The following is a 25,038-nucleotide window of genomic DNA, read 5'->3' on the forward strand; positions in this document are numbered from 1 at the left end:
AATGTAGATGTTAGAACTAACCAAAAATAAATTGGAAGCTCTAAAACGTTTATCTGCTGAAAATGGAATAATTGGTGCATTGGCTATTGACCAACGTGGATCATTGAAAAAAATGATTGCGTCTGACGGTGCGAGTCAAGTTGGAGATGAGGGCATTACCCGTTTTAAAGAAGTAGTTTCTGAGGAATTAACACCATTTACAACAGCGATTCTTTTGGACCCCGAATACGGTCTGCCCGCGGCTAAGGTCCGCGATAAGGAATCAGGCTTAATCGTAGCGTATGAAAAAACTGGATACGATGCGTCAGAAGTAGGACGGTTACCAGATTTATTATCGGAGTGGTCGGTGAAACGATTAAAGGCAGCAGGTGCCGATGCTATTAAATTCTTACTCTACTATGATTTCGATGAAGATGAAAAAATTAATAACTATAAACATGTCTATATGGAACGTATCGGATCTGAGTGTGCTGCTGAAGATATTCCATTTTTCTTGGAGATTGTTACTTATGATGCTGACAGCAATGATGTAAAAAGTAAAGCATACGCAAAAATAAAACCGTATAAAGTGATTGAGGCAATGAAGGAGTTCTCGAAACCACAATATAAAGTAGATGTATTAAAAGTAGAAGTTCCAGTAGATATGAACTATGTGGAAGGATATACAGAAGGTGAATTTGTTTACAGTAAAGAAAAAGCAGCTTCCTATTTTAAAGAACAAAGTGAAGCAACGAAGCTACCATTTATTTTTCTGAGTGCAGGAGTAAGCGCAAAATTATTTCAAGAAACATTAAAATTTGCTAAGGACTCCGAATCTACCTTTAACGGAGTGTTATGTGGTCGGGCAACTTGGAAAGACGGTGTCATGCCGTTTGCTATAGGCGGTGAACAAGCAGGTCGTCATTGGTTAAAAGATATTGGTAAAAAGAATATTGAAGAATTGAATCTCGTGTTGAAAGAGACGGCTAATTCATGGTTTGCTAAAGTGAAAGTAACAGCTGAGCTTCAAAGTTAGTAAAATATCTTTTCTTCCATGTTTAAATGGAATGAAGAAAAATGAGTAGACATTCGTCTGCTCATTTTTTAGTTGCGTCCAGTATGGCTACAAATGCTAGGATGAAAGCACAGAACAGTTAAGGGAGTTATGATCATGACTAAAAAGGGGAGCAACCATTACATATAAATAAATTGAATATTATTAATTATTTTATAAAAATTAATAAAAACACCCTCGAAAAGGTGATAACACCCTTATTTTGTAAGCGTTTTAAAAAGACAATATAACTAAAAAAAGAAACAATATCTTTATTGAGAGGACACTTGAAAAAAACTATTCTAAACATAAGTGAAAGCGGTACCTTTCAGGTTTTGGTATATTTTTAAAAATGAATGTGCAGGTATTGTTTTTAACTAAAATTTAAATTTCAAAGGGGGAGAAGAATTGGAGAGTAAGCATTTCAAGAGAGCTTTTAATACCCTTCTTGCACTTGTGCTAATTGTGCCGACATTTTTAGTGAGTATGATTGTGCCATTACATGTAGGAGCAAATGTGTCTAATCCATGGGTCATAATTTCATCTGGAGGAAACGAAATTAATGCATTAATAGAACAAAATGGGAAGGCCTATGCAAGGCTTGGAGCAGGTGCTGGAAATGATAACGGGGCTAAAGCTGCAATTTTTCAAGAACAAAATAAAGTCGCTAAAGAAGCGGGAACGATGGCGTATACCTTTACTCCAGAAACCAAGGGCGAGGATACTAGATTTGGTTTCTATCCTCATTATATTGACAATAATAACTTCGTTTTTGTAGGCTATGACTCACTTGGATGGTTCTATGAATACAAATATCAAGGAAAAGGTGATTGGTTAAGAACAAGACCGAATGTTCCACTTCCAGAGGCTGGGACCGCGTATTCTATAAAAATCGATTATAACGCAACCACTATGAACATTACATTAGATGGAAAAGATTTATTTGGACTGGTTACTTTACCTAATGATGTAAATAACCTCCTTACAGGTAAGGAAGCAGTTAAACTCGGTGCTTTTGGAGATGAAAAAAGTCAAGTTCTCATCGAATTAGGAGCTGCACCTGGTGATGGAGGCACGGATCCGGGAGATGAAAAACTTGTCGACATTACGGATAATAAATTAGAAGAAGGCGACTTTAAAATTATCTCAGGCGACGGAAAAGTTACTTATAATGCAGATGGTTCAGCAACTTTCGGTGTTACATCTACCCAAAAAAATCGAATTGTCTATAGCCAAATGAAAGGGATTAAAAATGGTGTTTTTGAAGCGGATGTTACTACTAATACTGATAAGATGAATCGCTTTGGATTCATTTATCGTGTTCAAAATGCATCTGCATACACATATGTAGGAACAGGTGATACGAACGATCAATATTTTGGTGAAACATTTGGACCTATAAATAATTGGACGGCGATGACTTCAAACGTGCCGTTAAAAGCAAAACAAACATACCATTTACGTTTAGTATTCATGGACGATGTTGCGACGTTATACATTGATGATAAAAAGGTCGACTCTTGGACTTTAACTGGTGGTGTAGATCAAGCGGGTGGACTTGGGTTTGAAAAAAGCCGAGGAGCTGCCGATATTACGATTTCTAATATCAAAATCAAGGAATATAGTGCGCCAAAGCCTCCAGATACTCCACCAGTAGAAGATGTATTAAAGTCAAAATATATGGATGTTACTATTGACCAAGTATTCCCGCGAATTGTGAAATACAAAGTTGGCGATAAAGTAATGAATGGACAAGAATCACCTGTGTACGGATTGAAAGTAAATGGTTCCTTATACTATCCTAAAGTAAGCTTTGAAAAGTTAAGCGATAGTGAAGCGCTATATACATTAAAAGTTGTGGATGAAATGAAAAACCTTGATGCTACATTTAAGGTATCTTTGAAAGTGAATGATAATAAAGTTATTTATAGTTTTGATGAGATTAAAAATAATGGTAGTGCAAAAATTGAAACAGTTGAGTTTGTTGATATGAACGTTATCTCAGTAAATTCGGAACAAAAAGGTGCAAAGGCTAAATTAACGAATATTAGTACTGATGTTAGGAAATCAGGAGATGTGGATGTAAGTGTAGATTCTTCTATGGGAGAAATAGGTACATCTACTAAAAATTATACAGCATTCTTGTCAACTGACGAATTGAGTGCGGGTGTATGGTCTAGTTCAGAAGTGGATGGCTATAAAAACTTAGTTGCAAATCGATATGTAAATAAAAATGGTGCTAAGGCAATGGGGATAGGTTCTAGTGCACTCTATTACCAAAGAGATTTTATGTCAGAACCACAAAAAAATAAACCAACTATTAAAATAGCTATCGCTAAAGATTTGAATACTGATAATAAGACAGATTGGCAAGATGCGGCAATTGCATACCGTGATATTATGCAAGACATTAAAGGATACCAAGATGTAAACAATAATGTCGGAATGCGTATTGCAATGAATTTCGGATCACAAGCACAACAACCATTCTTAAAAACTGCAGATAATGTGAAAAAAGTCGCTCTTGCTACAGATGAATTGGGGCAAGCTGTCATATTAAAAGGATATGCAAACGAAGGGCATGATAGTGGTCATCCAGATTATGGTGATGTGGGTGAACGTATGGGCGGCGTGAAAGATATAAATACGCTTATTAAAGAGGGGCGTAAGTATAATACCCAATTTGGTGTCCATATAAATGCGCAAGAAACTTATCCTGAAGCGAAAGCTTTCAACAATGATTTTATTGATCGTCCGAGTTCTTTAGGATGGGGATGGTTAGATCAATCTTATACAATTAATAAATTAAAAGATTTGTATTCTGGATCGCGTGCAAAAAGACTGGATGAATTGAAAACTGCAGTTCCTGATCTTGACTTTATTTATTTGGATGTATGGTATCAAAATCAATGGGAATCAAATAGAATAGCAGATCAATTTAAAGATAGGGGCTGGAGATTAACAACGGAATTTGGTGGTTCTATGGCCAATAATTCAACGTGGCAACACTGGGCTACCGATAAAAACTACGGTGGACCGGAAAGTAAAGGTATCAACTCAGAAGTACTACGCTTTATTAGCAATCACCAAAGAGATTCTTGGGTGTTGAATTGGCCTGAAGTAGGAGGAACTGCGGATCATCCGTTACTTGGTGGATTTGAATTAGCTGGTTTCGAAGGATGGCAATCTGATAAGAATTTTGATAATTTTATTCGCATGACATTTGATACGAATTTACCTACTAAGTTCTTGCAAAAATATTATGTAACGAATTGGACAGATGTAGAAGGTGATAAAAGCAAGACAAACTTAGAAAAGGAAATAAAATTGAAAGACCCAAGTAATGGGGATGTTGTCGATGTAACTAGAAAAGATAATTCTAGAGAACGTATTATTAAACTGAATGGAAATGTTATACTTGATGACCACGCTTATTTAATTCCTTGGGTGAAACAAGACTTTAAAAATTCAACTTCTAATTCTGACAAACTATATCACTGGAATTTGGAAGGTGGTACAACTACTTGGGCACTTCCAGATGAATATAAAGATGCTTCTACTGTTTATGTATACAAATTGACAGATCAAGGTAGAGCAGATATGAAAGAAGTCAAGGTTGTAAATAATAAGGTAACTTTGACAGCTAGTGCGGCAACTCCTTATGTTGTTGTACCAAAAATAGATAAAGGCTTGGAAATCCTTGACTATGATTGGAGCAAGGGTGCTCATATATATGACGCGGGATTCAATACAGGAAAAGTAAGTGCATATACAACTATTCAAGGTGATAATAAAGCTGTAAGCGCCATTAGAACGAATCAAAATGGAAGCAACCGTAATGTAAGTAGTGGAGATTACTATTTGAATATTGATAGTCCGTCTAAAGATACAACTGTTTCACGTGTTCTTACTGGTTTGGAAGCAGGTAAAGATTATGTAGCAGAGGTATATGTTGAAAACAATAGTGATGTAAAGGCTGGAATTACAGTAACAGGTGGGAAAGAAGATGTTAGCAACTACACACTTCGTAGCCTGCAAAAGAACTATGTAAAGGCAGATTCACATGCTTCAAATGATGGATACAATAGCAAAATGCAAATCATGCAAGTAAGCTTTACAGCTGTAACTAATAGGGCTAAATTAACTCTAAGCCGTGATGCTGGAAAAGGAAACACAAAATTTGATGATATTCGGATCGTTCAAAAGTCCTTAAAAAATAATGTCTCACCGACAGAGTTTAAACAAGATTTCGAATCGGTAGTACAAGGTATTTACCCATTTGTTATTGGTAATACAGAAGGTGTAGAAGACAACAGAATTCATCTGTCTGAACTGCATGCTCCATATACGCAAAAAGGGTGGGCAGGTAAAAAATTAGTCGATGATGTATTAGGTGGGAATTGGTCCGTTAAAGTGAACACTGGAAATAAAGGTTTGCTGTACCGTACTATTCCTCAAAATTATCGTTTCGAACCTGGCGTAACTTATAAAGTATCATTTGACTATCAAACGACAGCAAATGCATTCCGCTTTATTTCAGGGGATCAAGAAATTGATGTTAGAGACATTGCGAGTGCAAAGGGATTGAGTGTGAATAACACTCTTACTGCATCTACTGAAACAAAAACAGCAGAGTTTACGGTGATAGGTTCTGAGAACGGTCAAACTTATGTTGGAATTTTCAGTGATGGAACGAATTTAAACGGAGATACCGGAGCGGGTACGTTTATTTTAGATAATCTGCGTATTGAAAGGCTAGCTTCAGGGGGAGCGTCACAGAGATAAAGACTCTGAATTTAAGAAAAAGGTAGTTTATAGCTAGTGTAATATCGTAAATTAGAGGCCTATCTCGAAGGAGATAGGCCTCATTGTATTCATTAAATCGTCGGAAACTGCTTTTGGAAAATGTTCTTTTGTATGTTTTCAGTGAGATGTTAAAAGTGAAAAGCAAGATGTCTAAAAAATACGACAAGATGTTGATTGTAGAAGTGTTTTTACGTACGTATAATGTAACAAAATAGCTTGCTAAACGAGAGATTCAAGTATGCTAATAGCTTCTTTGGAGAAAGAAAAACGTATATTAGTATGGTGGTTATCCCATACGTCTGTTCATAAAATGATAAAAGGCAAATAGAACTGGTATCGCAACAACATAAACAGCTATAAGGTTAGAGGAGGTATATATTGATGATATATCAAGCTATCCAGCAGTTAATTAATCGAGCTATTGAAATTCAATTAATTGAACAAGAAGATGAAATATATACAAGGAATAAAATTCTTTCTTTACTTCGTTTAGATGACTTTGTAGTGGAAGCGTCAGCGCACACGCCCGCAAAGAAAGCAATTTCGGAGTTATTGGAGGAGTTAATTGAATACGCTTGTATGCATAAAGTCATTGAGGCAGTAATGGACGAGAAGGAGATTTTAGCAAGTGCAATTATGGATGTTTTTATGTCCAAACCAACTGCTATCAATGCTCTATTTTATGAAAAATTTGAACAGAATCCGAGGGCTGCGACAAATTACTTCTATGAATTAAGTAAAAACAGCAACTATATTCAAATGAAGCAAATTGCCAAAAATATAAATTATAAAGTACAGACGGAATATGGACCCATTGATATTACAATTAATTTATCAAAACCGGAAAAAGACCCGAAACAAATTGCTAGAGAGAGGGTATTGGAAAGTACAAATTATCCAAAATGTTTACTCTGTATTGAGAATGAAGGATATAGAGGCAGAATTGGACATCCAGCACGCTCGAATCATCGTATGATCCGGATGAATCTTACAGGTGAAAGCTGGTTTCTACAGTATTCTCCGTATATATATTTCAATGAACACTGCATTGTATTGTCCTCAGAACACCGTGATATGAAAATTGACCGTCAAACATTTTTACGTTTGTTACAATTTGTAGAAAAATTCCCGCATTATTTCCTTGGCTCCAATGCAGATTTGCCAATTGTAGGAGGGTCTATTCTAACACATGACCATTATCAAGGTGGAAACGATGAATTTGCTATGGCAAATGCATCAAACGACCTAATGTTTAAACTAACTAACTTTCCAGAAATGCAATGTTCTATTATTAAATGGCCTATGTCAGTTATTCGCTTAAGAAGTAAAGACATAGAACAAATAGTAAATGCAGGGGAGTACATATTAGATAGGTGGAAGAGATATAGTGATCCGTTCGTTAATATATTTGCATTTACGAATGATGTTCCACATAATACGATAACTCCGATTGCCCGTTACCGGAATAGTATGTACGAATTGGATCTTGTTTTACGGAACAATCGTACAAGTGACGAACATCCATTAGGTATTTTTCACCCTCATGCGGAAATACAACATATTAAAAAAGAAAATATTGGTCTAATAGAAGTAATGGGATTAGCTGTACTACCTGCGCGTTTAAAAACAGAGCTTCAGGAAGTGGAAAAATTCTTACTTAACAGTCCAAGTGATATTCCAACGCTTCATATACGATGGGCAGAACAATTAAAAATCAAATATAACAATCGGATACATGAACAAAATGTACAGGAGATAGTAAGAGCAGAATTAGGACAGAAATTTATACAGGCGCTTGAAGATGCTGGTGTTTTTAAACGAGATGACGAAGGAATATCGGCGTTTAAACGATTTATTCAGACCTTACATTAGGAATGGACTTAGTAGTTATAACGATTACAAAATGACCTAATTATATGATAAAGGAGGTAATAATATGGGGAAGTGTGCGCATAAGCAACTACAGGAATTGAAACAGATAGGTGGGCCTATATTAATGATGTGTATTAAATGTAATCAAATAATTAAAGTGTCCAAAGGAGATCCAGAACAAAAATAAAGTAAGAAAGAATGAAACGCATATCTTCTAAGTGTGTGATGAACAAGTTCCCGATTGATTCAAGTTGCTAAAAGAATAGCAAAAATAAAAAACATCTCATAAGAATATGAGATGTTTTTTAGTATGGTTCTGTTGCATGTAATACGACGTCTAATAAACCGGGGAATCTAGCATTTAAGTCATCTTCACGAATTGAAATGAAACGTTGTGTTCCTTCAAGGCGTGTATACATAACACCGGATTCACGTAAAACCTTGAAATGGTGAGATAACGTTGATTTCGCAATGGGAATGTTTAAAGCACCACAAGATTGTTCATGTTTCTCTAGTAGCATCGTTACAATTTGTAAACGAATTTGATCGCTAAGTGCGTATAAAACAGAAGAGAATTGAATTTCTTCTCGGTTTGGATGATAGAGAGTACGCATTTTTTCACCTGCTTGCATAAGTTAATATAGTTTGCACTATAACATATAAAGTGGTATATTTCTATTGTTCGAATATATTCGAACAATAGAAATATAGGGGGAGAAAAAATGAAATATACAAAATTACAGAAGGCAGGACTAAATATTTCAAAGTTGGGGTTAGGAACAAACGCTGTAGGGGGACATAATTTATATGCTGATGTGAATGAGGAAGAAGGAAAACGATTAATAGAAGAAGCTATCCAGCAAGGGATTACATTTTTTGATACAGCAGATTCATACGGTTTCGGTAGATCAGAGGAATTAGTAGGAGATGTATTGAAAGGAAAACGCGACGAAGTAGTACTTGCTACAAAAGGTGGAATACAGCCGTTATTAAATGGGGAGGTTTATATAAATAATGAACGAAGCTATTTAAGAAATGCTGTGGAAAATAGCTTAAGAAGATTACAAATTGATTATATTGATTTATATTATTTACATTTTACAAATCCAGAAACAAGTTACATAGATTCAATTGGAGAGCTTACTCGTCTAAAAGAAGAAGGAAAAATTCGTTCAATTGGAATATCTAACATAAACGTAGAGCAATTAAAAGAAGCGAATCAGCACGGACATATAGATGTTGTACAATCACCGTATAATATGTTGGATCGTGCTGCTGGGAAAGAACTTTTGCCGTATTGTATAGAAGCAGGTATTTCATTTATTCCATACGGGCCTCTTGCATTTGGGATATTAGGCGGAAAATATACAGAAGATTTTAAATTGAACGAAGGAGATTGGCGTCAAAGTGTAAATCTATTTGAAGAAAATACATATAAGAGCAACTTTAAAAAAGTTGAGAAGTTAAAAGGCTTAGCTAAAGAAATGAATCTTGAAGTATCACATTTAGCTTTAGCGTGGCTATTAAACCAAAGAGGAATTGATACTGTTATTCCTGGTGGGAAACGAGCGGAGCAAATAAGAGAAAGTGTAAGAGCGGTGGAAGTTTCATTGAATGAAAAGGCTATGAAAGAAATTGAATTTATTTTAGAAGATTAGTTGAGAAGAGGGGTACTTCCCTCTTTTTATATAAAAGGAGAAGGTTTAAATGAAAAGAGTACTAGCTGTATTCTTTACGATAATGTTTATGATAGGTACAGATACATTCTTAATTTCACCACTTTTACCGACATTACAACAGGTGTATCATGTTTCAACTGAGCTATCAGGGTGGATGGTGAGTTCATATGCTTTAGGATACGCTGGATTTGCGCTTATTGCTGGTCCTATATCAGATGGTTTAAACAGAAAAAAAGTAATGGTAATAGGAATGAGTTGTTTTGCGTTAAGTACGTTTTTATGTGGAGTGGCACCGAGTTTTCGATGGATGCTAGCATTTAGATTTTTAGCAGGTGTAAGTGCAGCCTTTGTATCTCCACAAGTGTGGGCATCTATTCCGCTCCTTATAGAGAAGGAGCAAATTGTAAAGGCAATTGGAATTGCAACAGCAGGGTTAGCAATCTCTCAAATTTTAGGGCTGCCAGTTGGGGCGTATTTGGCAATGATACACTATACAACACCATTCTTCATTATTGGTCTATTATCAGTACTACTTGTCATTCTTATATATGTAGTATTACCAGAAATACAACCGGTTCATATAGGTGGAAGTAAAACAAACATCTTAAAGCGTTATAAACAATTACTTACTGATTCAAAGGTTTCACTTTCTTATTTTGCATATTTTGTTTTTCAAACAGGTAATTTTGCAGCATTTTCATTCTTTGGCGTATGGCTTTCCATTCAATTTGGCTTACAAGTTCATGAAATAGGAACAGCTATGCTCGTATTAGGATTAGGAAATTTAACAGGGAATATTTTTGGCCCTAGAATCGTAAATAAAATTGGTTATAACCTTTCCTTTTATGGTGGAATTGTATTTACAGCAGTGCTATATGTATTACTTCCTCATGTAAAGAACATTGTATTGGTGGAGTTATTGTTCTTTGTTTTGTTTTTTGTGACAGGAATTTTGTTTGTATTAATGATGAGGCACTTACAAAACATGTCTAGTGTAGCAAGAGGAACAGGAGCCGCGCTTGCAAATGCTTCTATGTATATTGGTCAAATGATTGGAGCGGCAATAGCAGGAACGTTATTTGCAGCATCTCACAATTTTATACTTATAGGTAGTTTTACTGCGTTACTATATGTAGTAGCTTTGTTTCTGTTTAGAAGAAGTGAAAAGCTTAATGAAGATTGTGAGACAGGAATTGCATCATGAAGATTGTATAAATAAAAAAAGGGATTTATCTATTGTTTGAGGTGACATCGAATAAAACGAGTGCAAGAAGTGCGGTTAGTCTATCAATGAAAATAGCACTTAGAAACCACATATGAAATCAATATTAGTAGAGTAATAATACATGAAGGGATCTTTGAGTGCAAAGCTTAAAGAAAATAGACAAATAGTATAAAGGTATTGTAACAAAGTTATGAGGAATCCAAAAAATAAAAAATCCCTATAAAAATAGGGATTCATATATCGGCATATAGTTCCTTGGAAAAGGATATACTTAGTTTAGCATATAGGACTACTTATATTTGTGAAATAGATGTGAAATAGATGTGAAAAAATACCGTAATAAAAAGCACTGTTTTAGCTAATGTAACTAAAACAGTGCTTTTCTCTTTGATTGAACTGTTGCCGCATTTTCATCATGTATGCCTGCATCTTTAATAATTCGTTGTTTTGCTTTATTTAATAGATGGTCTACTGCTTCACCAAAATAATTAGCTTCGCTTTTTGTGCGGGCTTCTCGTAAACATTTATAGTTTTCTAGCAGTTCCTCTTTTTCAGTGTTTGTTAAGAAATCTTCTATTTTCTTTTTTGTCATACGAAACACCCTTTCTTCTGACAAACGACGCAATAGAAAATATTTATTGTTTATTATAGCAATAATTTTTAAAGAAAGTATAGACTAACGTCGTAATAATTTGTCAATTTCTTGAATCTTCTCATCAGCTTTCCCAATTTGTGTATTTTTAGCCTGCTCACCACCAAGCGCTTGGTGCAGTAAGAAAGTTTGACCGGAAATAGCAGTCACAATGGATACTTTAATAATTTCCTTTATTAAGGTAACATCGAATAAAACGAGTCCAAGAAGTGCAGCTAGACTGCCAGTGAAAATATCAGTCAAAAACCCAAAGTGAAAAAAAGTTTTCAAACGGCGTGGAAGCAATAACTTACCTTGGTTATTGATTAGATGGGAAACGAAACCGGTAATGCCACCAACGAGAACAGCAGTTAGCCATTGATACATTTCCATCGAATCCACTCCTTTTAGTGAATAAGATTCGATTATTTTATATTGATTCCTTTTAATATTTCATAGAAGCATATTGAGAAAGTTTGTTTGGTTTTTTTCTATATTCAATTTAATTATAACAGAAAAATCTGATATATCTCAGTCTATTATATTAAGAGGTTATTCCTTAATATGAATGTAGAAAGGGGTGCGTGAGATGAATATAGATTATCGAATAAGAAGTGTAGATGGTTATACAAAAAATATAGGGGGATTAGTAAGTATGCTGGAGCATACGAGGGCTGTAACATTACAGGAAATACAAGATCTATCAGTTGAGCAATTAGATTTAATTATACCGAGTGGAGGGAATTCCATTGGAGCGTTACTAAAGCATATAGCAGCTATAGAAAAAGCCCATCAACTTATTTCATTTCAAGAGCGTGACTTTACAAAAGAAGAATTAAAAATATGGGAAGACGCACTGTATTTAGGGGAATCGGGGAGAACGATTCGCGGACATGAAATACAGTATTATGTACAACTTTTGCAAAAAGTTCGAGAAGAATCTCTGAAGTATTTGAGTGAACAAGATGATGAATGGCTTATGTCAGAAAGAAAGTGGCCTAACGGTGTAGTTTATAACCGGCACTATCTGTGGTTTCATGTGATAGAAGATGAGATTAATCACCGTGGACAAATTAGAATGATGAAAAATGAATTATTTGAAAATTACGTTAAATAAGGTAGCTTTTTAAATAAATATTCCATATAATGAGAGTAATTAAAATGAGAACGGGGTGATGTATTATGGTGAAAATAACTTATATGAATAATAAAACAAATACAAAGGTGGATGGAAAGGGCGAGACTATATAAGGGAGCGCACGATCCTTCCGCTTAGCTTAAACTAGGGAGGATATCAATTTGAATCAAAATATTTTAGAATCGTTCGGATGGGATTCTTTTTTTGAGGAACAAGCTGTAGAGAACTTTGAAGTAGGGCGTATTTTACTTGAGCATAAACATATATATCGAATTATTTGTAATGATGGTGAATATATGGCAGAGCTGTCTGGAAAGTTTCGGCATGAAGCAGTAACGAAGGGAGATTATCCAGCGGTTGGTGATTGGGTGTATATAAAGAAAATAGAGTATGAAAAGAAAGCAATTATTCATCGTATTTTTCCGCGAAGAAGCTCTTTTTCTAGACAAGAGGCTGGTAATCGAACGGAAGAACAAGTAATAGCAGCAAATGTAGATTATCTATTTTTAGTAAATGCACTTAACCATGATTTTAACGTAAGAAGAATAGAACGTTATTTACTATTAGCGTATGAAAGCGGTGCAATGCCTGTTATTGTTTTAACAAAGAGTAGCTTATGTGAAGACGTGGAACAGAAAATTGTTGAAACGGAATCTGTGGCAATTGGTGTTCCAATCTTCGTTGTTGATAGTCTAGAGCATGCTGGTATTGAATCGTTGCAGCAATTTGTTTCTTCAGGAAAAACAATTGCTTTAGTCGGATCATCGGGGGTTGGAAAATCCACTTTGTTAAATGCACTCATAGGACTTGAAGTAGCAAAAACGGGAGATATTCGTGAGGAAGATAGTAAAGGGAGGCATACGACAACTCATCGTGAATTGTTCCGATTACCGAGTGGTAGTTTAGTTATTGATACTCCAGGTATGAGGGAGTTGCAGCTTTGGGAAGGAAGCGATGCAATTCAAACAACATTTTCTGATATTGAAGAATTAGCAAAAGCGTGCCGTTTTAGGGACTGTAAGCATGAAAATGAGCCAGGGTGCGCAGTGCATCATGCAATAAATAACGGAATTATTACGATAAATCGTTTGCAAAGTTATAAAAAATTACAAAGAGAACTGGCATATTTTATGAGAAAACAAGATGCTATTCTTGCAAGAGCAGAGCGCGATAAGTGGAAAAAGATTTCTAAACAGCATAAAAAAATGTAAAAAACCAAAGGGTGGTTCCCTTTGGTTTTTTGCTTTTGTAAATTTTATAATAATATTATTCATATATATGGACAAAGAGAAGTTAATTGTTTAAACTTTACAAAGTATTCATCATAATAGGTTATGAAAATAATAATTCGGGAATGGGAAATATTTGTAATTAACTAGATTTAACTTTTGAAATTGAAAAGCAGGAGGTTTGTAATGGGTAGAATATTAAATTGGTTTCGTGATATGAAAGTAGCAAAAAAACTACTAATTTCATTTTTTGTCATTTTAATTGCGGCTGTCTCTATTATCGGAGGCATGTCTTATCAAACGGCTAAAAAGAATTTTGAATCACAAATTACGAGCAGTGCTCACGACAATATAAAAATATTAGATAATTTAATCAATCAAATGATTGAGGCAAAATTTAATGATGTAAATAATTTTGCACGGGTGATTCAAGGTAATATGTATCAAGGGGATAATCAAGATGAATTAAGAAAAATGTTATCTCAATATATCAACTTAAATAAAGATGTTGAACAAGTGTATGTTGCTGGCAATGATAAAAAATTTGTACAAGAACCAAATATACAAATGGCAGCAGACTATGATCCAACAGAACGTTCTTGGTATAAAGATGCTGTGGCAAAACAAGGTGGTATTGTCATTACTGAGCCGTATAAGGCGAAAGGAAATGGACATATTGTCGTAACGATTGCAAAACAAGCAGAAGATAAAAACGGTGTTGTAGCAATAGATTTAAGTTTAGATAATTTATTAAAAACAACAAAGTTAATCAATATTGGTAAAAAAGGATATGCTTTCATTTTAGATGGGAAACAAAAAATAATTGCACATCCTCAAGAAAAATCAGGAGAAAAAGCAGCTGATTCTTGGGCGAAGAAAATTTATGAAGATAATCATGGTGCTTTTTCATATACGTATGATGGTAGCGAAAAGCAAATGGTATTTGCTACAAATGTAAAAACGGGTTGGAAAATTGGCGGGACGATGTACTCAAATGAAGTAATTGAAGCTGCGCAGCCTGTATTTTACAATATGTTAATTGTTATGTTCATTTCATTAGTTATAGGCGGGGCTCTTATTTATTTTGTGACACTTTCTATTACGAAGCCATTAAAAAGATTAGTTGCCACTTCTAAAGAAATAAGTGAGGGAGATTTAACGCAAACAATTGATATTCATTCTAATGATGAAATTGGCCAACTTGCAAAAGGATTTAATGAGATGACTGATGCATTGCGGACGTTAATTGGAAGAATTAATACTTCGGCTGGACATGTTGCAGCAGCATCAGAAGAGCTAACGGCAAGTGTAAGACAAGCGAGTGAAGCGACAGAGCAAATTACAATGGCAATGGATGAAATATCGAGCGGGGCAACAACGCAAACGACAAGTGTAGAAAATGGTGCCATGTTACTATTTGATGTAACAGAAGGAATTCAGCATGTAGCAAATAGTTCATCATCTATTAATTCAGCTTCTGCTCATACTCGTGAAAAGGCAGAAGATGGCGGGAAACTGGTAGGAAAAACAGTAACTCAAATGCAGTCTATTGCAGAATCTGTTTCACAATCAGATGAAGTTATACAGTTATTAAATAATAAATCAAAACAAATTGGTGACATACTAGAAGTAATTCAAAATATTGCAGATCAAACAAATCTTTTAGCTTTGAACGCAGCGATTGAAGCTGCAAGAGCGGGAGAGCACGGAAGAGGATTTGCAATCGTTGCAGATGAAGTACGTAAATTGGCAGAGAAGTCTAGCGTATCTTCTAGTGAAATTAGTAAATTAATATGTGAAATACAAGATGATATGAGTAAGACGGTAAAATCTATGGGACATGTAAATGAAGAGGTTCAATCTGGACTTGTTATTGCGAATGAAACGAAGCAAAACTTTACTGAGATTTTACAATCTACAAATGAAATTGCAGATCAAATTAAAACGATGGTTGAAACGGCTAATGGGATGTCAAAAGGTGCAAATGAAGTGTCTATTTCAGTAGGTCAAATTGCAATGACAGCACAGAATAATGCGACGAGTACTCAAAACGTTGCAGCATCAGCAGAAGAACAACTAGCCTCCATTGAAGAGATTAGTTCCGCGGCGGGTACGTTATCTCAAATGGCTGAAGAGTTACAAGGGTTAATTGAAAGATTTAAAGTGTAACAGAGGACAGACTATCACCAAAGTAGCAGTATGCTATTTGGGAGTAGTCTGTTTTTATTATGTAAATGCATATTTTGTATAATGTTTGTCGAAAAATAGAGGTATTTGTTAACTTTGTGTATAATTATAATCATGTAGAATATAAATAAAGGAGATTACTATGGGAGTTTATTGGGGGACCAAAAGACATTCTTGGCTTAGTTATGTCTCATTTTGGTTAAGTATTTCATTTTTTATTGTTTTTCTAATTGAAGTGTTTATTTTAAAAACACTTTCTAATAGTTCGGTGCAAATTGTTAAATATTTTTATTTTATACTTGTACCAGTAAACATCTTTCTTAGTTTAAAGTTACTCTTTAAGAAGGATGAAAAGAAAGCATTACCTATTTTTAGTTTCATTGTATCATTATTATTTACAATTTTAATACTAGTATTAGCGTTAGCGGCTACTGGGAAATTCTTTTAAGGAGAGTGATATAAGTCACTCTCCTTTTTTGTTGTGAGCAAATAAAAAGGGGAGGATGGAGAAAAAAATCATTTATTTATGGTTGATAATATATAAAAGCTTTTGAAGTGTAATTAAGTATTGAAATAAGAGACAGTTCATATAGTAATGGAGACAGAATTAGGTGTTTTATATGTATATGTGAAGCAAATGAATACGGTAAAAACGGCGATATATGGTACAATACATATGGATAGTGATAGAGATAAAGGGTATATAAAATACTCATCGTTTTTTAGTAAGAGAGGGGTTATCTTATGCTATATGAGGATTTGATGACATTATTTCAAGCAGCTCCGAAAGAAGAAGGTAGAGGTGGCTGGAAATATATAATCCAGGAACGAAATGATAAATTTGAAATTGTTGATGAAATGTTGAAAAATCAAATGAGTGTTGAATTGTATTTTAATGAATATGATGAGGTGAAAATCACTTTATATAAAGATGGAATGCCTATTTCTACTATGCAAAGAATTGCGATTTCAAAAGTTGAATTAGACGAAGAGGAAGAAGGAATTCAATTCGTTTTAGAACGTATGCCTAGTCGGATGATTCGCTTGCAATTAAAGCCATATTTAGCACTGGAAATGGGGCCGTACTGGGAAGTATGTAATGATTGTGAATAAACATAAAAGAAGCATCCAATAACATGGATGCTTCTTTTATGTTTTTTGAAGTTGTTTAAACGCAATAATCGGAAGTAAAATAATGCTGACCCATCCGATTATAGGATATAGAATGTGGAGTAATTCACTGTAGCCAACGTAACTAAAGCAATAACTAATTAGTAAAATAAAGAAAATAATATTGTTATTTTTCCATCCGGTGATGGATTGCATTTGTTTCGTCATTCCGAACACATTGCCAACTAATGTTGTGAACACTTCACCGAAAATGATAAGAACAAAGAAAAAGTGAAAAGTTGCATTGAACTTTCTTATGACTTCAGCCATTGGGATATTATATTGATAAAATTGATCGACTGATAAGATAGCTAAATGGCTACATAATAAAATTAAAGAAAGTCCTGCCCCACCTAAAATACCGCCCCATAAAATGGCCTTTCGATCTTTTACTTCACTGGCTAACGGGACAAGAACGCTTTGGGCGAGAGAAAGATTTAAGGCGACATATGTAATAGGACTAGTGATCCATTTCATATTCCAGCTTTCTGCTGGAATAGTGTTACTAATAGGAGTTGTACCGTGAAAAAAAGTTGTAATAGCAAGTCCGATAATAAAAATCATCATAATAGGTACGACAAGTGTATTTACTTCAAAAACACCTTGTAATCCGCGACTACCTATAATGAGACAAGCAATCACTGTAATGAAAATGCCAAGTTGTCTTGGTAAACGAAGTTGCTCTTCAAATACCGCTCCAGCTCCTGATAACATAACGCTCGTTACACCAAATAATACGAGTAATAATAGTGTATTTACAACATTTCCAAATACATCTCCAAATAAATATTTGTTAAATTCTTGCGCTGAAAATGCACCGATTTGTGATGAAAGTAACATCATTTTTGTGCCAAGCCAAATAAAAAAAAATCCACTTACACATATGCCAATTGTTCCATAAAATCCGTTCACTGTAAAAAATTCAACAATTTCTCGTCCAGTAGCAAATCCAGCTCCAACGACTGTTCCAATATAAGTAGCAGCGACTTTCTTTGCTACTTGCCATTGTTGATTGTCCATGTTATCCCTCTTTCTACTACGATGAGCTTGATTTACTATTATGCATATGTATGAGCTTGGACAATTAGACGTATGAAGTGTTTGAAAACATACATGAATTAAAAGATATTAGGGAAGTATTAAAGGTGTTAAAACTTTGTTACATATGAGCCAATCGTTCGAAAGGATAGGAAATGTATGGTAACATGTAACTAGGTTATTAAAAGATAAACATTATGAAATGATAAGAGGAGTGGATTGTATGAGTACGAAAACAAATGTTGTTGAAGTATTAAACAAGCAGGTAGCAAACTGGAATGTGTTATATGTGAAACTACATAATTATCACTGGTATGTGACAGGACCACACTTCTTTACATTACATGAGAAATTTGAAGAGTTTTACAATGAAGCTGGAACAAATATTGATGAATTAGCAGAACGTATTTTAGCGTTGGAAGGTAAACCGCTAGCGACAATGAAAGAATATCTTGCAACATCTAGTGTGAGTGAAGGGACAAGCAAGGAATCAGCAGAAGAAATGGTGCAAACATTAGTGAATGATTACTCTGCACTTATTCAAGAATTAAAAGAAGGCATGGAAGTTGCTGGCGAAGCTGGCGATGAAACATCAGCGGACATGTTATTAGCCATTCATACTACATTAGAACAACACGTATGGATGTTAAGTGCGTTCTTAAAATAAATAGAAGTTTATTAAGAAATAGTCATTGAAAAATTTGTTCAATGACTTTTTTTGTAATTTTTCAGTTTTCTTTTATGCTATAATATAGTAAAAAAGGAGGCGATGCGATGTTTCGCTTTTTCAGAACTGGAAAAGAAGAGCGTGAAATTACGAAAGATGAATTAGAACAAGCGATGGCTAAGTTTCTAGAAAAGAATGCTAATATCGTTTATACAGTATTAGTAAATGATGATTATACAGTAAATTATGATTTGTTAAAGCCATATTTACTTGCATTTCCAACAAATAGTTTTCTTATTACGAAGGAAACGCTTGAGGTATTTGAACATACAGAAGAAAATCTAAACCTAGTTAAAGAAATTGATATCGTACAAAAAGCAGTAGATCAGTACGTAACAGAAAAAGAAATGTTTCCGATTGTTGAAGGTAGTGAAGAGCGTCTTATATGCGGGATGAAATTAGGACCGTATTTAAATCGTATATTAAAAAGAGACTTATATATTTCAGAAAAACATTATTTAGTTTCAAGTAAACCAGACAGAAAAAAACAGAAAAGTGGATAGATGTATGGAAAACAACAATAAATATATTGTTGTCTTTTTTTGTTTGTAAAAATATTGATTTTTCAGTTTATTAAACTTTATACTAAACTTATTGGACGAATAGGGATAATGATTAAGTATTGTTAGCGTAAGTTATATACAGTGATTACAGAATGGTATAAAGGTTTGAGAAATAAATATTATAAAAGATTACGGGGGAATGGGTGTATGAAAAATAGTATGACTTACATTCAATTAGTAAATGAAACGTTACATCGTTATGCAAATGAAGGAAGTTTGGAAGCGTACACCTATATAATGGAGTATGCGAAAGGAATAGTGGGAAATGAGGCGCAAATATATAATTTCAAATATGCACTAGCGGGTGCAGCAGGACTTGAAGAAGAAGCGTTGCAATTAATGAAAGAAGCCATTATAGAAAAGGGTTTTTGGTATGGAAATGAGTATTTGATTTCCGACGACGATTTAAAACCACTACATAAATTTGAAGAGTTTCATAAAATGGTTCAATTATGTAAAGAGAGAGAAGAATTAGCAAAGAAAACAGAACGAGCAGACTTGAAATTTATAGATGGTAAGAAAAAAGAAAAACTTTTTATTGCAATGCACGGAGATCAAGAAAATATAGGAATAGTAGAACCATATTGGAAATCTGTTTTGGATCAAGATTATACGTTAGCATTACCACAGTCTTCACAAATTCAGTTTTCAGATGGATTTGTTTGGGATGATATACATAGAGGGAAAGAGGAATTAAAAGAGCATTACGTTACGTTTATAGAAAATCATACAATAGAAAGTGTAATAATTGGTGGTTTTTCTGCTGGTGCAAGAGTAGCTTTGTATACAATTTTACAAAAAGATATAGATGTAGATGGTTTTATTTTTATGGCGCCGTGGCTTCCAAAGGTTGAAGAATGGAATGAGTTATTCGAAGTGCTACAAGATAAACATATAAAGGGATATATAGTGTGCGGGGATCAAGATGAAGATTGTTTTGAATGTACGCAGCAATTTGTACAATTATTGAGAGATAAAAATATAGAACATGAGTATAAAATTGTGCCTAATTTAAATCATGATTATCCTGAGGGATTTGAAGAGCTATTAAAAGAAGCTATTGATTACATAGAAGCCAAAGGTAATAAGTAGTAAGAAAGGGAGATGCATCGTAATGGATGTATCTCCCTTTTATCATTATAAGTGAAAAGCATTTGCTAGTAAGCGATAAGAATTTAATTTATCTTCAAATCGATGAGTAATTGTGACAATCATAAATTCATCAGTATTATACGCTTTGCTTAAGTTTACGATTTGTTCTTTCACAGAAGATGGATCACCGACGATCATACGTTGACGATTTTCTTTTATACGGAATAAATCATAAGCGCTGTATGAATAATTTTGTGCAGTTTCGATAGAAGGAGTACCAGTTGTACGCTTTCCTTGTTCTAGTAATAAAATTGATAAATCTAAACTAGAAGCAATTTTTTCCGCCTCTTCATTCGTTTCCCCGCAAATAACAAAAATAGAGACGATTGATTTTGGTTTATCTCCTAAATAGGAAGGTTGGAATTGTTCCTGATAAGCTTTCATTACTTCAGGGCCACCGTATCCGTTAATGAACTGTGCGAATGCAAAAGAAGCACCTTGTTTTGCGGCAATCATTGCACTCTCTCCGCTAGAACCGAGCATCCACATCTCAGGAGATGTTGGAATGACAGGGGTAGCCTTTAAATTTGCGTAATGATGGTTTTCTGGTACTTGATCATGTAAGTACATTGCAACATCTGCAATTTGCTCTGGGTATTGATCAAGTGAGACCATTTTTCCTTCTTGTAGTGCGCGAGTTGCAATTGGCATACCACCAGGTGCTCTTCCGACACCAAGGTCAATACGATTTGGATAAAGCGCTTCTAAAACGCGGAAATTTTCAGCAACTTTATATGAGCTATAGTGCGGTAACATAACACCACCCGAACCAACCCTCATACGCTCCGTTTTCGCTGCAATATGAGAAATAAGTATTTCTGGACTTGAACCAGCAAGGCTGACAGAATTGTGATGCTCTGATACCCAAAAGCGTGTATATCCGAGTTTTTCAACTTCTTGTGCAAGTGTAACTGTATGTGAAAAAGCCTGTGCTGCTGTACTACCATCTGAAATAGGGGATTGGTCTAACACACTTAATTTGATCATAGAATATACCTCTCAATCTTAATGTACATCCTATTATATATTTACTTACGAAAAATGCGTAATAAAATGCTCAAAATTAAAAGTGGATAAACCACCTATCTATATTTAATGAGAAAAGCCTCGCTCATAATGATTCATTTCGACTAAATTTAAAATATAATCGTAGTTATCAATCTCAAGTTTTAGTTGTTCAAGCTCTTTTTTAGAAAGATGCATACTACTAAGTTTATTGCATAGTTGTTGTTTCTTTTCTTCTAAATACTTCTTTGTAGCGTGGTAGTCGTAAATTTGTTTCATTTTCAACCACTCCTTCTTTACTGTTGCTATATTATACGAAGCGTGAAGAGTTGTGAAAGCTAACTCTTATGTACTTTTAGTGAATATTCCACTCGTTATGTTGTTATGTTTATGGGGATTTATGAATAAAATGCACTAAACCACTAATGCCCATAAAAGCCCGATTGGTTCAACTAATAATCAGTGGGGGAAGACCCCCCACTGATTATAGTTTCACTTTATGAAGTAAGGGGTGGAATTGTGCAGAAAGATATAATGTATAACACTGAGATAGACGAAATGTTAAAAGTTATAAATAAAGGGTTAAAGAAGACGACTCGTCCGAAGCGAATCATAGTAGTAGGGGCTGGTATGGCTGGGTTAGTTACGGCGTCTTTATTAAAAGCTGCAGGACATGAAGTGAAGATTTTTGAAGCAAACAATCGGATAGGTGGCCGCATAGAGACGGTTAGAATGGAAGATACCGGATTATATTTGGATGTTGGTGCAATGAGAATTCCGTATTCGCACACATTAACGATGGCATATATAAAAAAATTTGGGCTACAGGTAAGCCCTTTTATTAATAGAAATGAGACAGATATCGTTTATGTAAATGGCCGAAAAACGACATTAAAGCAATATGAAAAAGATCCAAGTATATTAAAGTACCCTGTGGAAATGAATGAAGTCGGGAAAACGTCAGAGGAGCTATTATTGCTAGCGGTGCAGCCTATTATAAATTTTATAAAAAAGAACCCAGAGAAAAATTGGGATGTTGTAGTAAAGGATTTTGGAAGATACTCTACAGGACAATTTTTAAAGTATCATCCATATCAATATAATACTTACTTTTCACCGGTAACAATCGAGATGATCGGTGTTTTATTAGATTTAGAAGGTTTTTTGGAAAGGTCATTTGTTGAGACGTTACGCTTTTTATATATTATGCAAGAGGAGAGTGGCTTTTGTGAAATAGTAGGGGGGAATGATAGATTACCAAAGTCCTTTTTACCACAATTAGAAGAAAATATTATATATAATCAAAAATTAATGAAGCTACATCAGCATGATAACGGTGTGACAGCTTTTTATCGAAACGAGGAAACTTTTGAATATAGTAGTATTACAGGGGATTTAGTTATTATTACAATTCCATTTTCGACAATGCGCTTTGTAGAAGTAGATCCATTTGATTCTATATCTCATGAAAAATGGAAAGCGATTCGTGAATTGCATTATATGCCAGCGACAAAAATAGGAATTCAATTTAAAAGTCGATTTTGGGAAGAGCAAGGACAGTTAGGGGGCAGGATTATAACGGATTTGCCAATTCGTTACGCTTATTATCCAAGTCACGGAATTGGAGAGAAAGGACCTGCTATGATGTTAGGAAGTTATACATGGTCTTATGATGCGTTATTATGGGATGGCTTATCAAAAGGTGACCGTATTTATTATACATTACAAAACTTAGCGACAATATTAGGTGGTCAAGTATATGATGAGTTCTTGTCTGGCATATCAAAAAGTTGGACATTGGATCCATATGCGCTCGGAGGTTTTGCGCTATTTCAGGCAGGTCAAGAATCTGAACTACAACCAGCAATTATAAAACCAGAAGGGAGATTATATTTTGCTGGTGATCATACCACGTTATATCACGGATGGATACAAGGGGCAATTGAATCTGGAGTTCGTGTAGCGGTAGAGATAAATGAATTAAAAGTATAAAATTCAGAAATTTCTTTACTGTGTAGTTTGAGATGGATATTATTATATATAAAAGAATTATAGGGAGTGTTGAAAGTGAATCCGTTATTATTCGATTTTCCTTCTGAATTTTATACTGAAAGGCTATTTATTCGAATGCCGAAACCAGGTGACGGTAAAGTTGTATACGATGCAATTCAAGCTTCTATGAAAGAATTAAAACCATGGATGGTTTTTGCACAAAAAGAGCAAACAGAGGAAGAAGTAGAAGTGAGCATTAGAAAATCGCATATTCAATTTTTGCAGCGTGAGGATTTAAGATTACTAGTTTTTTCGAAAGAAACAGGTGAATTTATTGCATCAGCTGGATTACATCGTATTAATTGGGATATACCTCAATTTGAAATTGGGTATTGGATTGATTCAAGGTTTAGTGGAAAAGGTTATATGGTAGAGGCTGCAAAGGGTATAACGGATTATGCTTTTTCTGAACTGAAAGCAAACCGCGTAGAAATTCGATGTGATTCTTTAAATAAGAAAAGTAGAGCGATACCTGAGAAATTAGGCTTTAAGTTAGAAGGTACGTTAGAAAGTGCGAGTGTAGCGGTAGATGGAAATGGGTTAAGGGATATGTGTGTATTTGCCATGACTAGAAATACATATGAAAAAGAAGAGCTGTAAAGAAACGGCTCTTCTTTTTGTACATTATGGTATAGGATGTCCATTAGAACTTTCAAAAATTGTAAACCATTGTTGACGGTTTAAGTTAACTTTTGTAGCAAGAGCCGCCGTTTTAACACGATCTAATTTACCAGAGCCAACAATCGGCATCATGTTAGCTGGATGAGAAAGCAACCATGCATACATAACAGTATCAATGCTAGTAACACCTAGTTCAGTTGCGATTTTTTGTAACGTTTCACGTACACGTACAGCACGTTCTGATTGCCCAGTAAAGATTTCTCCGCCAGCAAGAGGTGACCAAATCATAGGATTGATTCGTTTTTCTTGGCATAAATCAATTGTCCCTTTTTCGAAATGCTCAAGTTGCATCGCAGAAACTTCAATTTGATTTGTAATGAGCGGGAAATCTAAATAAGAACTTAACATATTAAATTGTGAAGGTAAAAAGTTAGATACACCGAAGTGACGGACTTTTCCTTCTTGCTTTAAGCGTGAGAACGCTTCTGCCACTTCATTTGGATCCATAAATGGATCAGGGCGATGAATGAGCAATACATCAATATAATCTGTATGTAAGTTTTGTAATGAATCCTCCGCGCTTCTTATAATATGTTCAGCACTCGTATTGTAGTGCGCAACATATCGCTCTGGAAATTTCGGTGATGGGGGAGCGATTCCACATTTTGTGACAATTTGCATATTTTCGCGTAAGGAAGGCTTGAGTCGTAATGCTTCTCCGAACAGTCCTTCACACGTATAACCGCCATAAATATCAGCGTGATCAAAAGTAGTAATCCCCATATCCATACAAGATTCAATAAAAGAAAGTAACTCTTGCTTTGACATATTCCATTCTGCTAAACGCCAGAAACCTTGAATAATACGAGAAAATTCTAGTGTTTCGGTCATTTGAACTCGTTCCATTATA

The 25,038-nt window shown here is 34.7% G+C and carries 23 protein-coding genes and 1 pseudogene; 17 read left to right on the forward strand and 7 right to left on the reverse strand.

From position 1 onward, the window contains the following. The first annotated feature begins 7 nt into the window (after positions 1-7). The 4 genes from lacD (at position 8) to VF726_RS04350 (ending at position 7,898) form a co-directional block, all read left to right on the forward strand. The gene (lacD, locus tag VF726_RS04335; protein WP_440166133.1) at positions 8-1,015 is read left to right on the forward strand and encodes a tagatose-bisphosphate aldolase; all 1,008 of its coding nucleotides are present in this window, start codon (positions 8-10) and stop codon (positions 1,013-1,015) included. 426 nt (positions 1,016-1,441) lie between these two features. Continuing rightward, positions 1,442-5,818 carry an endo-alpha-N-acetylgalactosaminidase family protein gene (locus VF726_RS04340; protein ID WP_440166135.1) on the forward strand — a complete coding sequence of 1,459 codons (4,377 nt, stop codon included), beginning with the start codon at positions 1,442-1,444 and terminating at the stop codon, positions 5,816-5,818. Between the two features lie 402 nt (positions 5,819-6,220). Next, positions 6,221-7,711 (forward strand): UDP-glucose--hexose-1-phosphate uridylyltransferase, encoded by a 1,491-nt coding sequence (gene galT / locus VF726_RS04345; RefSeq protein WP_440166703.1) that lies wholly within the window; start codon positions 6,221-6,223, stop codon positions 7,709-7,711. Positions 7,712-7,775: 64 nt separating this feature from the next. After that, entirely contained in the window at positions 7,776-7,898 is a 123-nt protein-coding gene (locus tag VF726_RS04350) for a hypothetical protein (protein ID WP_440166137.1), read from the forward strand. Between the two features lie 118 nt (positions 7,899-8,016). On the opposite strand, the gene VF726_RS04355 is transcribed toward VF726_RS04350, so the two are convergent. Beyond that, on the reverse strand, positions 8,017-8,325 hold the full coding sequence (locus VF726_RS04355; protein WP_098760569.1) for an ArsR/SmtB family transcription factor: 309 nt from the start codon (positions 8,323-8,325) through the stop codon (positions 8,017-8,019). A gap of 108 nt (positions 8,326-8,433) precedes the next feature. Here VF726_RS04355 and VF726_RS04360 point away from each other — a divergent pair, with 108 nt between their 5' ends. From VF726_RS04360 to VF726_RS04370, 3 genes and pseudogenes are all read left to right on the forward strand, one after another. Further along, positions 8,434-9,369 carry an aldo/keto reductase gene (locus VF726_RS04360; RefSeq protein WP_440166139.1) on the forward strand — a complete coding sequence of 312 codons (936 nt, stop codon included), beginning with the start codon at positions 8,434-8,436 and terminating at the stop codon, positions 9,367-9,369. A 49-nt stretch (positions 9,370-9,418) separates the two neighbouring features. Continuing rightward, positions 9,419-10,594, forward strand: a complete 1,176-nt coding sequence (locus VF726_RS04365; protein WP_440166141.1) for an MFS transporter — start codon at positions 9,419-9,421, stop codon at positions 10,592-10,594. A gap of 142 nt (positions 10,595-10,736) precedes the next feature. After that, a pseudogene (locus tag VF726_RS04370) lies at positions 10,737-10,936 on the forward strand (hypothetical protein). A 46-nt stretch (positions 10,937-10,982) separates the two neighbouring features. On the opposite strand, the gene VF726_RS04375 reads toward VF726_RS04370, so the two are convergent. Together VF726_RS04375 and VF726_RS04380 are read right to left on the reverse strand one after the other, a co-directional pair. After that, positions 10,983-11,207, reverse strand: a complete 225-nt coding sequence (locus VF726_RS04375) for a hypothetical protein (protein WP_000162604.1) — start codon at positions 11,205-11,207, stop codon at positions 10,983-10,985. 84 nt (positions 11,208-11,291) lie between these two features. Beyond that, positions 11,292-11,639 (reverse strand): DUF4257 domain-containing protein, encoded by a 348-nt coding sequence (locus tag VF726_RS04380; RefSeq protein WP_000426320.1) that lies wholly within the window; start codon positions 11,637-11,639, stop codon positions 11,292-11,294. A 196-nt stretch (positions 11,640-11,835) separates the two neighbouring features. Here VF726_RS04380 and VF726_RS04385 point away from each other — a divergent pair, with 196 nt between their 5' ends. From VF726_RS04385 to VF726_RS04405, 5 genes are all read left to right on the forward strand, one after another. Continuing rightward, a complete protein-coding gene (locus VF726_RS04385) occupies positions 11,836-12,363 on the forward strand; it encodes a DinB family protein (protein ID WP_440166144.1) in 528 nt (175 codons plus the stop codon). Positions 12,364-12,545: 182 nt separating this feature from the next. Further along, positions 12,546-13,595 (forward strand): ribosome small subunit-dependent GTPase A, encoded by a 1,050-nt coding sequence (gene rsgA, locus VF726_RS04390; RefSeq protein WP_440166146.1) that lies wholly within the window; start codon positions 12,546-12,548, stop codon positions 13,593-13,595. A 204-nt stretch (positions 13,596-13,799) separates the two neighbouring features. Next, a complete protein-coding gene (locus VF726_RS04395; RefSeq protein WP_440166148.1) occupies positions 13,800-15,782 on the forward strand; it encodes a HAMP domain-containing methyl-accepting chemotaxis protein in 1,983 nt (660 codons plus the stop codon). Between the two features lie 160 nt (positions 15,783-15,942). Then, a complete protein-coding gene (locus VF726_RS04400; protein WP_151630723.1) occupies positions 15,943-16,248 on the forward strand; it encodes a hypothetical protein in 306 nt (101 codons plus the stop codon). A gap of 296 nt (positions 16,249-16,544) precedes the next feature. Further along, entirely contained in the window at positions 16,545-16,913 is a 369-nt protein-coding gene (locus VF726_RS04405) for a DUF3979 family protein (RefSeq protein ID WP_440166150.1), read from the forward strand. A 36-nt stretch (positions 16,914-16,949) separates the two neighbouring features. Here the strand turns inward: VF726_RS04405 and VF726_RS04410 are convergent, their stop codons facing one another. After that, on the reverse strand, positions 16,950-17,990 hold the full coding sequence (locus VF726_RS04410) for a YkvI family membrane protein (RefSeq protein WP_000370194.1): 1,041 nt from the start codon (positions 17,988-17,990) through the stop codon (positions 16,950-16,952). Positions 17,991-18,231: 241 nt separating this feature from the next. On the opposite strand from VF726_RS04410, the gene VF726_RS04415 reads away from it, so the two are divergent. The 3 genes from VF726_RS04415 to VF726_RS04425 all read left to right on the forward strand — a co-directional run bounded on the left by VF726_RS04415 (position 18,232) and on the right by VF726_RS04425 (position 20,390). Continuing rightward, positions 18,232-18,675 carry a Dps family protein gene (locus VF726_RS04415; RefSeq protein ID WP_000105195.1) on the forward strand — a complete coding sequence of 148 codons (444 nt, stop codon included), beginning with the start codon at positions 18,232-18,234 and terminating at the stop codon, positions 18,673-18,675. Positions 18,676-18,782: 107 nt separating this feature from the next. Beyond that, positions 18,783-19,238: a DUF3939 domain-containing protein gene (locus VF726_RS04420; protein WP_098102941.1), complete on the forward strand. Its 456-nt coding sequence runs from the start codon at positions 18,783-18,785 to the stop codon at positions 19,236-19,238. 207 nt (positions 19,239-19,445) lie between these two features. Next, positions 19,446-20,390, forward strand: coding sequence for an alpha/beta hydrolase (locus VF726_RS04425; RefSeq protein WP_440166153.1), 945 nt, complete (start codon positions 19,446-19,448; stop codon positions 20,388-20,390). 45 nt (positions 20,391-20,435) lie between these two features. Here the strand turns inward: VF726_RS04425 and VF726_RS04430 are convergent, their stop codons facing one another. Together VF726_RS04430 and VF726_RS04435 are read right to left on the reverse strand one after the other, a co-directional pair. Next, positions 20,436-21,437 (reverse strand): LLM class flavin-dependent oxidoreductase, encoded by a 1,002-nt coding sequence (locus VF726_RS04430; RefSeq protein ID WP_440166156.1) that lies wholly within the window; start codon positions 21,435-21,437, stop codon positions 20,436-20,438. 105 nt (positions 21,438-21,542) lie between these two features. After that, on the reverse strand, positions 21,543-21,734 hold the full coding sequence (locus VF726_RS04435) for a DUF3896 family protein (RefSeq protein WP_440166158.1): 192 nt from the start codon (positions 21,732-21,734) through the stop codon (positions 21,543-21,545). Between the two features lie 240 nt (positions 21,735-21,974). Between VF726_RS04435 and VF726_RS04440 the strand changes: the two genes are divergently transcribed. Both VF726_RS04440 and VF726_RS04445 read left to right on the forward strand, forming a co-directional pair. Further along, positions 21,975-23,447, forward strand: coding sequence for a flavin monoamine oxidase family protein (locus VF726_RS04440; RefSeq protein WP_440166160.1), 1,473 nt, complete (start codon positions 21,975-21,977; stop codon positions 23,445-23,447). 75 nt (positions 23,448-23,522) lie between these two features. Then, positions 23,523-24,107 carry a GNAT family N-acetyltransferase gene (locus VF726_RS04445; protein WP_440166163.1) on the forward strand — a complete coding sequence of 195 codons (585 nt, stop codon included), beginning with the start codon at positions 23,523-23,525 and terminating at the stop codon, positions 24,105-24,107. Between the two features lie 24 nt (positions 24,108-24,131). Here VF726_RS04445 and VF726_RS04450 read toward each other — a convergent pair whose 3' ends face one another. Continuing rightward, on the reverse strand, positions 24,132-25,034 hold the full coding sequence (locus tag VF726_RS04450) for an aldo/keto reductase (RefSeq protein ID WP_440166165.1): 903 nt from the start codon (positions 25,032-25,034) through the stop codon (positions 24,132-24,134). Between the last annotated feature and the right edge of the window lie 4 nt (positions 25,035-25,038).

The organism is Bacillus sp. Brlt_9 (genome assembly GCF_051948935.1).
Lineage (GTDB): Bacteria > Bacillota > Bacilli > Bacillales > Bacillaceae_G > Bacillus_A.

Excerpts from the sequence above, each read along its gene's own strand:
- VF726_RS04435 (WP_440166158.1), bottom strand. The coding sequence starts at position 21,734 with ATGAAACAAATTTACGACTACCACGCTACAAAGAAGTATTTAGAAGAA.
- VF726_RS04380 (WP_000426320.1), bottom strand. The coding sequence starts at position 11,639 with ATGGAAATGTATCAATGGCTAACTGCTGTTCTCGTTGGTGGCATTACC.
- VF726_RS04360 (WP_440166139.1), top strand. The coding sequence starts at position 8,434 with ATGAAATATACAAAATTACAGAAGGCAGGACTAAATATTTCAAAGTTG.
- galT (WP_440166703.1), top strand. The coding sequence starts at position 6,221 with ATGATATATCAAGCTATCCAGCAGTTAATTAATCGAGCTATTGAAATT.
- VF726_RS04365 (WP_440166141.1), top strand. The coding sequence starts at position 9,419 with ATGAAAAGAGTACTAGCTGTATTCTTTACGATAATGTTTATGATAGGT.
- VF726_RS04405 (WP_440166150.1), top strand. The coding sequence starts at position 16,545 with ATGCTATATGAGGATTTGATGACATTATTTCAAGCAGCTCCGAAAGAA.
- VF726_RS04410 (WP_000370194.1), bottom strand. The coding sequence starts at position 17,990 with ATGGACAATCAACAATGGCAAGTAGCAAAGAAAGTCGCTGCTACTTAT.
- VF726_RS04420 (WP_098102941.1), top strand. The coding sequence starts at position 18,783 with ATGTTTCGCTTTTTCAGAACTGGAAAAGAAGAGCGTGAAATTACGAAA.
- VF726_RS04425 (WP_440166153.1), top strand. The coding sequence starts at position 19,446 with ATGAAAAATAGTATGACTTACATTCAATTAGTAAATGAAACGTTACAT.
- VF726_RS04350 (WP_440166137.1), top strand. The coding sequence starts at position 7,776 with ATGGGGAAGTGTGCGCATAAGCAACTACAGGAATTGAAACAGATAGGT.
- VF726_RS04395 (WP_440166148.1), top strand. The coding sequence starts at position 13,800 with ATGGGTAGAATATTAAATTGGTTTCGTGATATGAAAGTAGCAAAAAAA.
- VF726_RS04415 (WP_000105195.1), top strand. The coding sequence starts at position 18,232 with ATGAGTACGAAAACAAATGTTGTTGAAGTATTAAACAAGCAGGTAGCA.
- VF726_RS04355 (WP_098760569.1), bottom strand. The coding sequence starts at position 8,325 with ATGCGTACTCTCTATCATCCAAACCGAGAAGAAATTCAATTCTCTTCT.
- VF726_RS04385 (WP_440166144.1), top strand. The coding sequence starts at position 11,836 with ATGAATATAGATTATCGAATAAGAAGTGTAGATGGTTATACAAAAAAT.
- lacD (WP_440166133.1), top strand. The coding sequence starts at position 8 with ATGTTAGAACTAACCAAAAATAAATTGGAAGCTCTAAAACGTTTATCT.
- VF726_RS04450 (WP_440166165.1), bottom strand. The coding sequence starts at position 25,034 with ATGGAACGAGTTCAAATGACCGAAACACTAGAATTTTCTCGTATTATT.
- VF726_RS04400 (WP_151630723.1), top strand. The coding sequence starts at position 15,943 with ATGGGAGTTTATTGGGGGACCAAAAGACATTCTTGGCTTAGTTATGTC.
- VF726_RS04430 (WP_440166156.1), bottom strand. The coding sequence starts at position 21,437 with ATGATCAAATTAAGTGTGTTAGACCAATCCCCTATTTCAGATGGTAGT.
- VF726_RS04375 (WP_000162604.1), bottom strand. The coding sequence starts at position 11,207 with ATGACAAAAAAGAAAATAGAAGATTTCTTAACAAACACTGAAAAAGAG.